Source organism: Pseudarthrobacter chlorophenolicus (genome assembly GCF_000962805.1).
GTDB lineage: Bacteria > Actinomycetota > Actinomycetes > Actinomycetales > Micrococcaceae > Arthrobacter > Arthrobacter chlorophenolicus_A.
On sequence record NZ_JZTW01000018.1, the window covers coordinates 1 to 13,424 of the forward strand.

Below are 13,424 nucleotides of genomic sequence, written 5' to 3' on the forward strand. Positions count from 1 at the left end.
GCTAAAGCCATACATAACGTAGCCACTCCTGTTACGCCCCAAACCCAGTTCTTCATCCGTCCATCAGACCATGCTTAGCGCCTCGCGGAAACGGACGATACTCAAAGTCGTCCCTTTGGGGATCCCTTACCGAACACTTCGGCGTCTTCGGGACTGTCTGAATAACGGTGTGTGGGGTCCGGCCTAATCCGAGAGGAGACGGCCGTGTCAGAGTCCACGACCGCAATTACAGGGGTGATGATCGATCCTGTGACGGGAGAGATCATCGATCAGAAGGAGCTTGCGGAGCGGTTGCTCGCGCAGGCCAAGGAACAGGGCGTAAGCCTGGTCGGCCCCGGCGGACTGCTGAACCAGCTCACCAGGAACGTGCTCGAGACCGCGCTGGAAGCCGAGCTGACCGAGCACCTCGGGCACGAGCACGGCCAGACACCGATCGCGGCCAACATGCGCAACGGCACCCGATCAAAGACCGTGCTGACCGAGATCGGCCCGGTTGAGATTGAGGTGCCCCGGGACCGGGACGGCTCGTTCGAACCGGTGATCGTGCCCAAGCGTAAACGGCGTTTGGACGGGATCGACCAGATCGTCCTCTCACTGTCCGCACGGGGTCTGACGACCGGGGAAATCGCCGCGCACTTCGAGGAGGTCTACGGGGCCAGGGTCTCCAAGGACACCATCAGCCGCATCACGGAGAAAGTCTCCTCGGAGCTGGCGGAATGGTCGTCCCGGCCCCTGGACCCGGTCTATCCGGTGCTCTTCGTTGACGCGGTCGTGGTCAAGGTCCGTGACGGGCAGGTGCGGAACACCCCGTTCTACGTCGTCATGGGAGTCACCACCAACGGGGAGCGGGAGATCCTGGGCATCTGGGCCGGCGACGGCGGCGAGGGTGCACGGTTCTGGCTGCAGGTCTTCTCCGAGCTGAAGAACCGGGGCGTGGAGGACGTGTTGATCGCTGTCTGCGACGGGCTCAAGGGCCTGCCGGAGGCGATCACCACGACGTGGGAGCGGACGGTCGTGCAGCAGTGCATCGTGCACCTGATCCGGAACAGCTTCCGCTATGCCGGACGCCAGCACCGCGACGGTATCGTCAAGGCACTCAAGCCCGTCTACACGGCACCGTCCGAGCAAGCGGCAAAGGACCGGTTCGCGGAGTTCACCGCGGAATGGGGCCAGCGATATCCGGCGATCGTGCGGCTCTGGGAAGCGTCGTGGGCGGAGTTCGTGCCGTTCCTGGAGTACGACGTGGAAATCCGGCGCGTCATTTGCACGACGAACGCGATCGAGTCGATCAACGCCCGCTACCGCAGGGCGGTTAGGGCCCGCGGGCACTTTCCGAATGAGACCGCTGCCCTGAAATGCCTGTATCTGGTCACCAGATCTCTTGATCCCACCGGCGGTGGCCGGGCACGCTGGGTGATGAGGTGGAAGCCTGCGCTAAACGCGTTCGCGATTACCTTCGCGGGCCGGTTCGAAAGGACCACTCAATAATGAAACCGGCCGGACTCCACACACCGTTTATCGGACAGTCCCGCGTCTTCTGAAGGAGACCGATGTTGTGACAGGCTGCCTGCGCGGCATCGTGCTAGCGTCCGACATTGACGAGAGCATGACCGGTATTAAAGGGGGATCCGTGAAGCGTCAGTATTTCGGTCGATTTTCAAGTGTCTTAGTTAGCAGCAGTATGCGCTGGAATCCGGGCGGAAGCCGCTGACGTGGCCGTTGCAGCGGTAGAAGCTGCCAACCTCTCGGTACGTTTGGGGCGCAGGACGGTGGTGGAGTCCCAGTCGTGGGTCCATAGTTCGGGAATTCTTGGACTTCTTGGTCCTAACGGTGCGGGTAAGACGTCGCTGTTATCGGTGCTTGGAACCCTTCGGCGTCCTAGCAGCGGCACAGCCCGCGTTGGTGGACATGATCTCCAGACGAGGCACGGCATTGCCCAGGCGCGAGCAGCTGCCGGCTATCTTCCCCAGTCTGGGTTCTTTGTTCCTTCGTTCACGGTCAGGGAATCCGTTGCTTATGCCCTGTGGCTTAAGGGCCAGCGAAGCAACGCGTTGGTCGAAGAAGCTTTAGAGCGTTCAAATACCGCCCACCTTGCTACGCGGAAGATGTCCGGGCTTTCGGGCGGTGAACGTCAGCGGGTGGGGATTGCGCAGGCCGTGGTGTCACAACCGGGTGTCCTGTTGTTGGATGAGCCTACGGCCAGCCTTGACCCTATTGAGCGTCGATCTGTGCTGGATGTCCTGGCCTCCCTGTCAGGGACGACAACCATCATTATGTCCACTCACAATGTCGCCGACCTGCCCGGGATCTGTGATTCTGTGATGGCCGTTTCGAGGGGCAAGGTCCGCTTCCACGGAAGCGTAAGGGCGTTTGCCGCCGTGGATGCTCCGACAGCAACTGACCTCGAGATAGCGTATGCGCGGTGCGTCGAGGTGCCTGCATGATCAATATCTCGGATCTACGGCATTCTTCTGCAACGTGGGCTCTGGTTGTCGTCGGACCTCTGACGTGGCTTGTGGCGAGGTCTATTGTCTGGGACGGGCTCGCCATTCTGGACAACGGCGTTCAAGCGGTGGTTGCGTCAGTGACGATCGCCGGCCCACTCCTTGGCGCAGTGGCTGCCTGGGATGCTGCACGCATCAAACGGCATGGTTTGGAAGTCCCGTGGAGGGCCAGCACGATTGGGGCTTGGCGGGCGTCTCTATCCGTGCTGATGGCAAGCTGTGTCTGGAGTGCAGCCGCTTACTGTCTGATCGGAGCTGCCGTTCTTGTCCCCATGGGACTTGCTGGAACGGCCGGGGAAGTTCCGTGGCTTTGGCTCTTATGCGGGCTGGCCGGCCTAACAGTTCAAGTGGGCTTGGGGCACACTGCGGGCACGGTCCTGCCGTACAAACTGACAGCCGCCCTGACCGGTCCGGGGCTTTACGCGCTGGTGCTCGTGTTCTTGATCCTGAACGCTCAACTGCACGAGCGGTTCTTGTTCCTCAGCCCCACCGTTCAACAATCCGCTGAACCCTATTTCGGGATTAACAATGAACTGCTGATCTGGCAAGGGGCCTGGTATCTCGGACTGCTGGCCGTCATCGTCGGCGCCCTGTCCATGGTGCTGGAAGCCAAGAAAGCCTCCACACTTGCGGTGATCGTCGGCGGCCTAGTCATGGCCGGTGTCGGTGCCACCGGCGTCTTCACCACGGCGCCAGGATTCCTCAAGGTCCAGGCCTATTCCGTCAGTGACGGATGCAAAACTAACGCTGACCTCACACTATGCCTCCACCCTTCTTACGAGTCCGTCCGCGGGCCGATCACTGCGGCCCTTACCCGAATGCAGGAGAAACTGGCAGGTACGCCACTGGGCTTTGAGAAAGTGGAAGTAAGGAACCGCGGAGCCTTCGGCACCCCGGAGGACCCGACAGCAGCAGTCATGCACGTCGATGACCTCACCACCGGATGGCAAGACCGTGATCGCACGGAACTGGCCCTCAACCAGGCAATCAAGCCCTCCGGTCCCTGCGTCATCTACGGCATGGAAACAGCTGCACGCTCATTCCACACTGGGTTCGGGCAGGCCGTACTGAACTGGTCCATGGACAAAGAAGAATCCGCCATCGAACCAAAACATGGACAAGGCGCGGTACTCCAAGCCTTCGACGCCATCCCGGACAACGACAAAGCACAGTGGATCACAACGAACATGAAGAAGATCTGCACGGACAGCGTGTCAGCCAGCGACTTCGAATGACCCTTTTCCTCAAAGCGTTTAATGCCCTCTGGTGCACAGGTATTGCTGCCGCGACCGCCCTGGTAATGGCGGTATTCGGGAACACCCTCGTACCGTTCCCCCTGAACCAGGACTACGAAGCACCCCTGTCATACCTGTTGCCCCTCATGATCGCACTGCTCCTGGGCTACACCACCTACACTCCAGACACCCATCACGTGACCACCAGCACCCGACCAATCGGACTGATCCTTACTCTGCGTTTCATGGGCCAACTCGTCATCGTTTCGCTGCCAGGTGTGCTGGCCTACGCACTACTGAGCGGCCGCCCCGACCTGCTGGTCGGACTACGCAACATCCTCATGCTGACCGGCCTCACCCTCATCACCTCCCGCTTCACCTCGCAAGGATGGTTCTGGCTGGCCCCCGTCGCCTACATGCTCCTGGTCTTCACCCTCGGCGTTGACCCCTCCAACACACCGACAAACTGGGCACTCCCACTCCACTCCGGGGGATCAACACCCGCCGCGGCGATTAGCAGCGCCATCCTGGCCCTAGGACTCGCCTGCAGCGCCTTCAATCGCTCGCCGCTCCTGGCCTGGGGGCGCTAAACGAATAGCCGCAGTGCGCCAGGGCATAGTGGCTTCCGTTTAGTCATCCTTCACCGGACGCTCCGTCAACCTTTGAGGTCAGCTTGGCGATTTGGCCCGCATTGCGCGTGCAAAGACGGCCAGCCGCTCCTCAGCTTGTCCGGGGGTGAGAGCCACTTCTACCGACGTAAAGGCGATGTCGAACTCTCCACAGGGCTCGGTGATCACACTGTGCAGGAAGGTACCATCGTCGGCGGCAACTAGTTCGTCTCTTAGCATTTCAAAGGGACTGGCTATCTCACCGAACCCCGGTTCGATGATAGATAACGTGGCACCCAAGTATCGAAGGTGGAGCCATTCATAGCCGGCTTCGTTATCGCCGATCAGTGCGCGAAGCTCGACCGAACCAGTGTCTGTCTGGTGAAGCCTGTCGATAACTCCGTCGTGGACGTTGATCTGGATGAGTTTTTCTGCTCCGGAGTGCAGCCGACGCCGGACCAACTTACGAGCGTCCCTCCACTGCTGCTCCCTTTCCTCTTCTTCCCTGTCGGAAAGCGTCCCTGCGAAGGCGTCCCGGGTAAACCACTGCATCGGCATAGCAACAGCCTATGGTCAGCATCAGGTGGACTCAGCAAAGCAGCGGCCCGCTAAGGCCGGACTGGTGGCCCACTCGGACTAATCCATCTTTGCTGGCCCTGACAATATGTCGGCTTCGTTTTGCGGGAGTCGGCGTCGTGGCGAGAAATCGACCTTCCAGCTATCCAGCTCGAAGATCTCATCCTCTTTATCTAGATTGAGGTAAAGCATCACCAGGTATCCGTCCGCATCCTTGAACCAGCCCTCGGAGAGTGTCCGGCCAAAAAAGCGGTCTGGCTTCGTGGTCTCGAATAGCAGGCTACCCATGCCCCCGTCATCCATGTCGAACGCACGTAGCGACTCAACGTCGATCGCCTTCCACCTGGACTCGTAAGCGCGGTCCAGTAACGTCCGCATGATGAGGATCTCGCCTGGGAGGAGTCGCCTGCTGGTCATGTCGTGATTCTAGTTCCAGCCCAATTACAGGTTCTATATGACCTAGCACTTCGAGATGACCTGCCCGAAAACGTATTCGTGACACTTTAGGCCGTCCGATACACGATCGCCTTACGGGCACAGCTTATCCGGACTAGCCGACAGCGACCGGCGAGATGAAGATAGAGATAATCCAATCCACTTAGGGGGCAAGGTGACAATCGATTATCGATGGAGCCGCGTGGGCCTGGCTTTGACTGCACTACTAGGTGCGGCGCTAATCCTTCTGGCGTTCCCGCTCTCTTCTTTCCTGGCCAACGACCTGCCTATCCGCCCTTTTTCTGCGGTTCTGTGTATTGGTGGCGCCGGAATCTTAGCTCTAGGTCTGTCCGCCGCCAGCTTCCTACATCCGGGCACCCGAGCAAAAGAGTTTTGCATCATCGGATCGGGAATGGTGGGCATGGCGAGTCTCGTTATCGGAGCACTTACACTTGTTCAGCTCTATACCGCGGTTTAGATGGGTGACTTGGCTAATTCCCAACCCCGCTTTCGGCGTCTGATACCTGCTTCCGGGCTCGGGATGCCCAGCAAGGATCGATCACCGGGCGGTAGTCGAACGCAAGATTCGATCAGCACGGACGCCCCCGGGTTGGCTCCCATCAGGCGCGCCTCCGTGCCAACATCATGAGACCTCCTTCGATCCCGCCCTCACCATTTGCACCGCTAAGAGGTAACAAGCCAAACGTGAAGTGCTGCGGAAGCTAATCCAAAAGCTAGATCAAGCAAAAGCCACCTCCAAAGGGCTCGGTGTTTGCCGTCATTGATAGTGATCTTTTTTGCGCCCGCGTACACCCCGATTCCTAGACCAACAGCCAGGGAAATAAGCATTCCCGCAAACGTAAAGCTCGATGCTTCCACGCGGTTCTCCGAGTCTCTTAGAATCCGAATCGGTTATAGGGTCGATCCAGACACTAAAGGACGGTGGTACAACGAGCAACGGGGCATTGATTTGGTGCCCCAGCCGCTTGACTGCTGACGAGCTCGGTGAAGGATCCCTGAACGGACGCTAAAGAACCGTCACGTCCATGAGCGCGTCTACGATTAGCGCACTTCATTATCGAGCCCACGCATTAGCGCGGTACGTAGCCGGCTAACTGCGAGAGACGATGCGCCGGTGCCGACATCTTGGAACGACCCCATTCCGCCTTGGTACAAGGTGAGAGCATTTCGCGTGGCCTCAAGTAGAACGTGCGGGTCTGTGACGCCGATGAACTGCTCGTCGAGCCAGTCGGCAACTCCTTTTCGCTGCTCGTCTTGCTCTGAGCCGGCCACCGCCCGCAGCTCAGCGGCTGCGGCGATTATCTCGTCCCGGATAGTTTCCACGCAGAGTTGTGTGCGGCTCATCAGCAAATCCTATGTAGTTGCCATAACGTCACGCACACCGATCCTCCAGCGCGCACCGGCCTAGACGAAGCCGTTCAACCCTTCGCTACCCCTAACTGGCTGGGGCTTGTGAGGCCAGTTGCTCGTGTCCTCTTCGATGAGCAACCCGTTAGAGCCGTAAAAACCTAGATTGTCTCGCTCAATGCCCAGGGCACGGCAGTATTCGTTCAGGGAATCAAGTGGGAACCGGTCGGGGATCTTTTTTGCTTTGTAGGTTTCAAGGTTCTCGAAGGGTTGCGGATCACCGAAAAGCGTCCATTCCCAACGGGATTGATAGCTGGCCTGGATGGAACGGATGTGCCGCGCTCCGGCGTGAATCCAGAGCGCTGTACTGCCGTAGCTGACGATCTTTCGATCACGAATGATGTGGGGTTGGTGGGACGTGCGGATGTTGAGGCAGTCGAGCCGTGCAGCGACAACGTTCGCACTCGCTATATCGCTGCCTTGGCTAAACACTGCGGTCCATTCGTTGGCGGAGGTTGCCACCACGAGCTGTTTCCACGATGGCATGGCCCTGGGGGCGAGGTGGTGAATCATGGACGGGAGCGGCTCGCGGAGACGAGTGAAGCTTCTGCCTCCCAACCCATTGAGCCATTCAGTGGTTTCTGTGACGACTCGTTCGAAGGGTGCCTCGATAAACCAGATTGGATCCGTGCATGGCAGCTGCATTTCTAAAGTATGCCCCGTCCGGGACCAGAAACTGCCCGAGAACAAGCGTCCGCAAGCCGGTCCCCTAGTGAGACAACCCGCCGCTGACCTGCGGCTTTGTAAAATTGACGTTCAAGGTGTCCCGTATACCCTGCCCGCAAAATTGCCCGGTGAAGGTGCCCTATACGCTACACACGAATTTAACCCGAGTACGGCGACGCCCTCGGCGTCTCCGGCCTGCCAACATCATCCAAAGGCGGCGAAACCCCTTGCTCCTTAAAGAGCCACACTGGACGCTCGGAAGACCATGCTTCACGTCCTTTTCCCGGCCCTGCCATTCGGTGTGCTCATGCGAAGTGGCCTAGAGTCATCCCGATTCAAGACCGGCGTGAGCGAATCACCGAGTCGGACAATATGGCACCGGATCAGACGTGCGCGAAGGCAGCCTCGGCCCGGTTACGCCGACTGGAACCAGACTACTCAAGACGTACCCGCGCGCTACTAAAGCCAGCCCGTTGGCTCCGATCCCCCACTGACCAGCTCAAACCGAAGGTGGCGGACCTCATCAAGGCCACCGTCCGGCGTCGGGCCTCTTCGCCTGCCTAGGCCAGCGTGATCAGGTCCAGGTAGTCCTCGTTCCAATGGTCCTCGACGCCGTCGGGCAGCAGCACAACGCGTTCGGGGTTCAGCGCCTCGACGGCGCCTTCATCATGGCTGACAAGGACGACGGCGCCGGTGTAGTTCCGGAGCGCGCCGAGGATTTCCGCGCGGCTGGCGGGGTCCAGGTTGTTGGTGGGTTCGTCGAGAAGCAGGACATTGGCACTCGACGCAACGATGGTGGCCAGCGCCAGACGGGTCTTCTCACCGCCGGACAGGACGCCCGCGGGCTTGTCGACGTCGTCACCGGAGAACAGGAACGAGCCCAGGATGCCGCGGACCTCGGCGTCCTTCATGTCGGGTGCGGACGAGCGCATATTTTCCAGGACGGTGCGGTTGACGTCGAGCGTCTCGTGTTCCTGGGCGTAGTAGCCCACCTTGAGCCCGTGCCCCGGCACGATTTCGCCGGTGTCCGGCTGGTCCACGCCGGCGAGCATGCGCAACAGGGTGGTTTTGCCCGCACCGTTGAGGCCGAGGATGACCACCTTGGAGCCGCGGTCGATGGCGAGGTCCACGTCCGTGAAGATTTCCAGCGAGCCATAGGACTTGCTGAGCCCGTCTGCGGTGAGCGGGGTCTTGCCGCACGGCGACGGATCAGGGAACCGGAGGGCGGCCACGCGGTCGTTCTCGCGGACGGCTTCGAGGCCGCTGAGGAGCCGCTCGGCGCGCTTGGCCATGTTCTGCGCCGCCACGGCCTTGGTGGCCTTCGCCCGCATCTTATTGGCCTGGTCGAAGAGGACCTGGGCCTTCTTCTCGGCATTGGCCCGTTCCCGCTTGCGGGCGCGCTCATCCGTTTCGCGCTGGGTGAGGTACCGCTTCCAGTCCATGTTGTAGAAATCGATCTGGGCACGGTTGGCGTCCAGCAGGAACACCTTGTTAACGGTGGCTTCGAGGAGTTCGGTGTCGTGGCTGATGACGATGAGCCCGCCCTGGTGGTTCTTCAAAAAGTCGCGAAGCCAGGCGATGGAGTCGGCGTCGAGGTGGTTGGTGGGCTCGTCGAGGAGCATGGTCTCGGCATCCGAGTAGAGGATCCGGGCCAGTTCCACGCGGCGGCGCTGGCCACCGGACAGTGTCTTGAGCGGCTGGTTCAGGAGCCGGTCAGGCAGTGCGAGGTTCGAGCAGATGGATGCGGCTTCTGCCTCCGCGGCGTAGCCGCCCGCTGCCAGGAACTCGGATTCCAGCCGGTCGTACCGGTTCATGGCCTTCTGCTGCACGGCAGCGTCCTCGCTTGCCATTTCGTCGTGGGCCTTGCGGAGCTTGCCGACCACGATGTCCAGGCCGCGGGCGGAGAGGATCCGGTCCCGCGCCAATTGCTCCATGTCCGGGGTGCGCGGGTCCTGCGGCAGGTACCCGATCTCGCCGCTGCGGGTCACCTTGCCGGCGGCGGGAAGCCCTTCCCCTGCCAGGACGCGCGTAAGCGTGGTCTTGCCGGCTCCATTGCGTCCCACCAGGCCGATCTTGTCGCCCTTATCGATGCGGAAGCTCACCTGATCCATCAGGAGCCGGGCACCGGCGCGGAGTTCAAGATCCTGGACAGTAATCACAGAAGGTAAGGCCTTTCACAACGGGGAACGCCGCAGCACCAACAGGATATGTCGGGGGCTGGAGGCAGAGTGGCCGGAGAACGGCCTTGACAAGTCTACCGTCCATGCCAAGGAAACCGGACCTTCCGGCGCCGACCGGGATATCAAAAGGCGTAGCGGACCCGGCAATAGGGAATGATCTCCTCGATCATTGCCGTCAGCTGCCGCACATACCGCCCCTTGCTTCCGCTGCGGTAACGGACGTTGCTGAAGCCGTTGGAGGAGGTTTTGGACTCCTGCAGGTCCGGACGCCAGAGGACCTTCTCCGCCTGCGGGTGCCATCCGAGGTTGACCTGGTGGAGCCCCTCGTTGTGGGTCAGAAAGATCACTTCCGCGGCAAGCTGCGCTTTGGCTGCTGGCGTCAGGGCGGCGTCGACCTGTTGAAGCAGTTCACGCCAGTCATCAAGCCAGGTCTCCGTGATCACCACCGGTGAGAAATTGACGTGCACTTCATACCCGGCGTCGACGAAATCGTTGATCGCCGCAATGCGCTCCGCAACGGGGGATGTCCGGACGTCTATGGACTTCGCAAGGTGCGCGGGCATCAGCGAAAAACGAATGCGGGTGTGTCCGCCGTGGTCCCACGTGAGCATGTCCCTGTTGACGTACTTGGTAGCGAAGGACAGCTTGGCGGTGGGCAGTTCCCGGAACAGCCCAACCAGGTCCTCTACGTTGTCACTGATCAGCGCATCCACGGAGCAGTCACTGTTTTCACCGATGTCGTAGACCCAGAGTTCGGGATCGCATTGGTTGGGTTCGAGCTTGATGCCCTGCTTCATGACGTGCCGTTCAAGCGTTGCAGCGATCTGGTTGATGTTGGCAAAGACGGTAACCGGGTTGCTGAACCCCTTATGGCGGGGGACGTAGCAGTAGGCGCATGCCATGGCGCATCCGTTCGCCGTGGAGGGGGCGATGAAGTCTGCCGATCGCCCGTTGGGCTTCACGGTCAAGGACTTCTTCACTCCGAGGACCAGCGCTTCGGTCTTGATCCGGGACCACCGCGGCACGTTGGTTTCGTCGCCGTGCAGTTCCGGGATGTTCCAGTGGCTTTCGACCGGTACGACGTCGGCGTCCGGCCAGCGCTTTACGATCTCGCGGCCACGGGGCAATTCCAACGCCTCCGGCTGGGCGAAGATGCGCCGGATCTGGAGGAGCCGGTGGAATTCCATGCAGCCATTCTTCCGAATCCCTGCAGCCGGCGCGGGCAGTTAAGCCAAGGGCTCACGCTGTTCGGCTGCCTCCGGCGCACCAGCTGCTTCGATGCTGCCCGCGCTCCGGACCCGGTCAGCAGCGAGGATTCCGTCCCGCACCGCTGCCCTGATAACGCCGTAAAGAATGTAAAAGAAGACAAGCGGCAGCACCACGAACACGACAATTTCCAAAACTTCCCCCAAACATGCAACGGCCAGGAACGGCCTTGCCAGCCTACGGCCTGTTACTCGACGACGGTAAGAACTTCGTAGGCTTCATTGGAAGTGCGGACACATCCGGAGCTGGATCCGTCAATAAGCGCGCATGGGTCTCTACGTCGAACCGTTGGTGGCCGTACCTGAGTTTCTGGCGTTCTATGCCCTCAGGAACGAAGCCCGCGCGGGCAGCGACCTTGCAGGATGCGGGATTGTTGATTCGATGCCCCAGCTCAATCCGGAACAACCCCTCCTGGAATGCGACCGAAGCAACCGTGGCAAGGGCACGGACGGCCAGCCCGTACCCGCGATAGGACGATGCCAGCCAGTATGAAGCCCAGGCAGTCCCGTGACGCCGTTCAACTCCTGACAGCCCGACGTTTCCGACGGCCACGTTGTCCACGCATATTGCCCAGTTCCACCGAGTTTCGCTCATCATCAGGTACTCATTTATGTATTCCTGCGAGCTACCCAGACTTCCCAGATCGACTCCGCCAAATTGGGCCTGCAAATCCTGATCGCCCTCATTGGCGTTGCACAGCGCGGAGGCGTCCTCAGTCGTCCACGGGCGAAGTTCAACAATCATGCCTCCCATCCTGCCCCGCCAAGGCAGCAGACGGCGGTAGGCGGTACTCCTGCCCGTGACCTTGTCTTGCCTTGAGGCCGCTGCATGTGTGTAGGTAGGAATTGCAAAGACGTGCCGACCTACGGATAAGGAACAACCACGAATGACTGGAACAACAACAGAGGAGCGCGCCCAGCAGCTCAAGGCCCTCCATGAAGCACCGGAAATCCTCCAGGTGGTCAACGTGTGGGATGCCATCAGTGCAGCAACCGTCGCGGCATTGCCGGAGACCAAGGCGATCGCCACGGCGGGCCACTCGATTGCAGCAGCACTGGGCTATGCGGATGGCGCCATGCCGTTGGACGTTGCCTTCGAAGGCGCTAAGCGCATCGTCGACGCCGTGGATCTGCCCGTCACGGCGGACCTCGACGACGGGTACCAGGACCCTGCCGAAACCATCCGGCGGGCCATCGGGCTCGGTATTGCCGGTGCCAACGTTGAGGACAGGCTGCGGCCGTTCGACGAAGCAGTCTCCCGCGTGGCGGCGATCGTCCGGGCCGCAGAGTCGGAAGGCGTTCCCTTCCAGTTGAACGCGCGCACGGATGCGCTGGTCCGCGGCGGGGACCGGCCCGTACAGGAAAGCATCGATGATGCCATCGCCCGGGGCCGCGCCTTCCTCGACGCCGGTGCAGCACTGGTTTTCGTCCCCGGCGCCCTGACCGGTGAGGTCATCGAACCACTCGTCGAGGGACTCGGCCGCGGAAAGCTGTCCATCATCGGCGCACCCGGTGCGCTCCCGGCAGCCCAACTCCAGGAACTCGGCGTGGCGAGGGTGTCGTACGGCCCCTTCACCCAGCGGGTGGCACTCCGGGCACTGCGTGACCTCGCATCGGATCTGTACGGGTCCGGCGTCATTCCCGCTGATACTCCGGCGCTGAATTAGCGAAGGCAAGCGGCGGGAGGGACGGCTTGCCAGATGCCGTCCCTCCCGTTTCGGCGGGTCAACCAGCCGGTTCTGCCCGCAGTTGTGCCCTGCCCCTAATCCCGGGGCTCGCCACTTAGTAGGTCCTCTACAAAATGGGCCCTGTTCCGTCCCAGTAACGTCGGCTGTACATTAGATTCCGCTTGTACAACCCCGACAGGACAGCCATGAGCAACACCGACACCGCCGTCACCTCCAACCTTCCATCCGGGCGCCGCCGCTGGAACGCCACCGACCTTGGCCTCATCGGCGTGTTCGCCGCATTGGTGGCCGGCGCCGCTCTGGTGCCGGGCCTGGCAGTCAACGGCTTCGGCGTGCCCATTACCTTCCAGACCCTCGCCGTCATGCTGACCGGCCTGGTGCTGGGGCCCGGAAGGGGCTTCGCCGCCGTCGGCCTTTACACCCTCCTGGGCCTTGCCGGACTGCCCATCTTCAGCCAGGGGCGCAGCGGCCTGGGCATCCTCGCCGGCCCGTCCGCCGGCTACATCATCGCGTTTCCCATCGCTGCCGCACTTGTCGGCTGGCTGGCAACGGTGGTGATCCGCCGCACCACCAAGGCCCGCGCGCTGTGGTTCTTCCTCGCGGCTACGGTAACCAGCATCCTCACCGTCCACACCCTGGGCGTCGCCGGCATCGCGATCAACGCCAAAACCACCCTCGGCCAGGCCTTCCTCAGCGACGTCGTCTTCTACCCGGGGGACGTCATCAAGAACGTCCTCGCCGCCGGCATCGCCGTCGCGCTGCACCGCGCCTTCCCGGACATCCTGGTCCGCCGCGCGCGCCGCAGCCAGTCACCTGTCCAGCCCGCCAAGGCCTAGGAA

Annotated in this window: 15 protein-coding genes; 7 read left to right on the forward strand and 8 right to left on the reverse strand. The window is 61.3% G+C overall.

Going from position 1 to position 13,424, the window contains the following annotated elements:
• Positions 1-237: 237 nt before the first annotated feature.
• The 4 genes from UC32_RS16265 (at position 238) to UC32_RS16280 (ending at position 4,329) form a co-directional block, all read left to right on the forward strand.
• A complete protein-coding gene (locus UC32_RS16265) occupies positions 238-1,488 on the forward strand; it encodes an IS256 family transposase (RefSeq protein WP_045732308.1) in 1,251 nt (416 codons plus the stop codon).
• A 284-nt stretch (positions 1,489-1,772) separates the two neighbouring features.
• On the forward strand, positions 1,773-2,444 hold the full coding sequence (locus UC32_RS21195; protein ID WP_412178032.1) for an ATP-binding cassette domain-containing protein: 672 nt from the start codon (positions 1,773-1,775) through the stop codon (positions 2,442-2,444).
• Positions 2,441-3,739 (forward strand): hypothetical protein, encoded by a 1,299-nt coding sequence (locus tag UC32_RS16275; protein WP_152642644.1) that lies wholly within the window; start codon positions 2,441-2,443, stop codon positions 3,737-3,739. The genes UC32_RS21195 and UC32_RS16275 overlap by 4 nt, the downstream gene beginning before the upstream one ends.
• Positions 3,736-4,329: a hypothetical protein gene (locus tag UC32_RS16280; protein WP_045732244.1), complete on the forward strand. Its 594-nt coding sequence runs from the start codon at positions 3,736-3,738 to the stop codon at positions 4,327-4,329. The genes UC32_RS16275 and UC32_RS16280 overlap by 4 nt, the downstream gene beginning before the upstream one ends.
• A 78-nt stretch (positions 4,330-4,407) precedes the next feature.
• Here the strand turns inward: UC32_RS16280 and UC32_RS16285 are convergent, their stop codons facing one another.
• Entirely contained in the window at positions 4,408-4,905 is a 498-nt protein-coding gene (locus UC32_RS16285) for a hypothetical protein (RefSeq protein WP_045732245.1), read from the reverse strand.
• Positions 4,906-4,983: 78 nt separating this feature from the next.
• Positions 4,984-5,340 (reverse strand): DUF6984 family protein, encoded by a 357-nt coding sequence (locus UC32_RS16290; RefSeq protein ID WP_052690607.1) that lies wholly within the window; start codon positions 5,338-5,340, stop codon positions 4,984-4,986.
• 193 nt (positions 5,341-5,533) lie between these two features.
• On the opposite strand from UC32_RS16290, the gene UC32_RS20615 reads away from it, so the two are divergent.
• Complete coding sequence (locus tag UC32_RS20615; protein WP_152642645.1) at positions 5,534-5,836, forward strand: hypothetical protein; 303 nt, start codon at positions 5,534-5,536, stop codon at positions 5,834-5,836.
• A gap of 584 nt (positions 5,837-6,420) precedes the next feature.
• On the opposite strand, the gene UC32_RS16295 is transcribed toward UC32_RS20615, so the two are convergent.
• The 6 genes from UC32_RS16295 to UC32_RS16315 all read right to left on the reverse strand — a co-directional run bounded on the left by UC32_RS16295 (position 6,421) and on the right by UC32_RS16315 (position 11,642).
• Positions 6,421-6,723 carry a hypothetical protein gene (locus UC32_RS16295; RefSeq protein WP_045732246.1) on the reverse strand — a complete coding sequence of 101 codons (303 nt, stop codon included), beginning with the start codon at positions 6,721-6,723 and terminating at the stop codon, positions 6,421-6,423.
• 60 nt (positions 6,724-6,783) lie between these two features.
• Positions 6,784-7,248, reverse strand: a complete 465-nt coding sequence (locus tag UC32_RS16300; protein WP_152642646.1) for a hypothetical protein — start codon at positions 7,246-7,248, stop codon at positions 6,784-6,786.
• A 764-nt stretch (positions 7,249-8,012) separates the two neighbouring features.
• Positions 8,013-9,611: an ABC-F family ATP-binding cassette domain-containing protein gene (locus UC32_RS16305; protein WP_015937054.1), complete on the reverse strand. Its 1,599-nt coding sequence runs from the start codon at positions 9,609-9,611 to the stop codon at positions 8,013-8,015.
• Positions 9,612-9,754: 143 nt separating this feature from the next.
• Positions 9,755-10,819: a spore photoproduct lyase family protein gene (locus UC32_RS16310; protein ID WP_045732248.1), complete on the reverse strand. Its 1,065-nt coding sequence runs from the start codon at positions 10,817-10,819 to the stop codon at positions 9,755-9,757.
• A 39-nt stretch (positions 10,820-10,858) separates the two neighbouring features.
• A complete protein-coding gene (locus UC32_RS20840) occupies positions 10,859-11,032 on the reverse strand; it encodes a hypothetical protein (protein ID WP_200896409.1) in 174 nt (57 codons plus the stop codon).
• Between the two features lie 43 nt (positions 11,033-11,075).
• Positions 11,076-11,642 (reverse strand): GNAT family N-acetyltransferase, encoded by a 567-nt coding sequence (locus UC32_RS16315; RefSeq protein WP_045732249.1) that lies wholly within the window; start codon positions 11,640-11,642, stop codon positions 11,076-11,078.
• Positions 11,643-11,784: 142 nt separating this feature from the next.
• Between UC32_RS16315 and UC32_RS16320 the strand changes: the two genes are divergently transcribed.
• Both UC32_RS16320 and UC32_RS16325 read left to right on the forward strand, forming a co-directional pair.
• Positions 11,785-12,564: an isocitrate lyase/PEP mutase family protein gene (locus tag UC32_RS16320; protein ID WP_045732250.1), complete on the forward strand. Its 780-nt coding sequence runs from the start codon at positions 11,785-11,787 to the stop codon at positions 12,562-12,564.
• A gap of 206 nt (positions 12,565-12,770) precedes the next feature.
• Positions 12,771-13,421, forward strand: a complete 651-nt coding sequence (locus UC32_RS16325) for a biotin transporter BioY (RefSeq protein ID WP_045732251.1) — start codon at positions 12,771-12,773, stop codon at positions 13,419-13,421.
• Positions 13,422-13,424 lie beyond the last annotated feature (3 nt).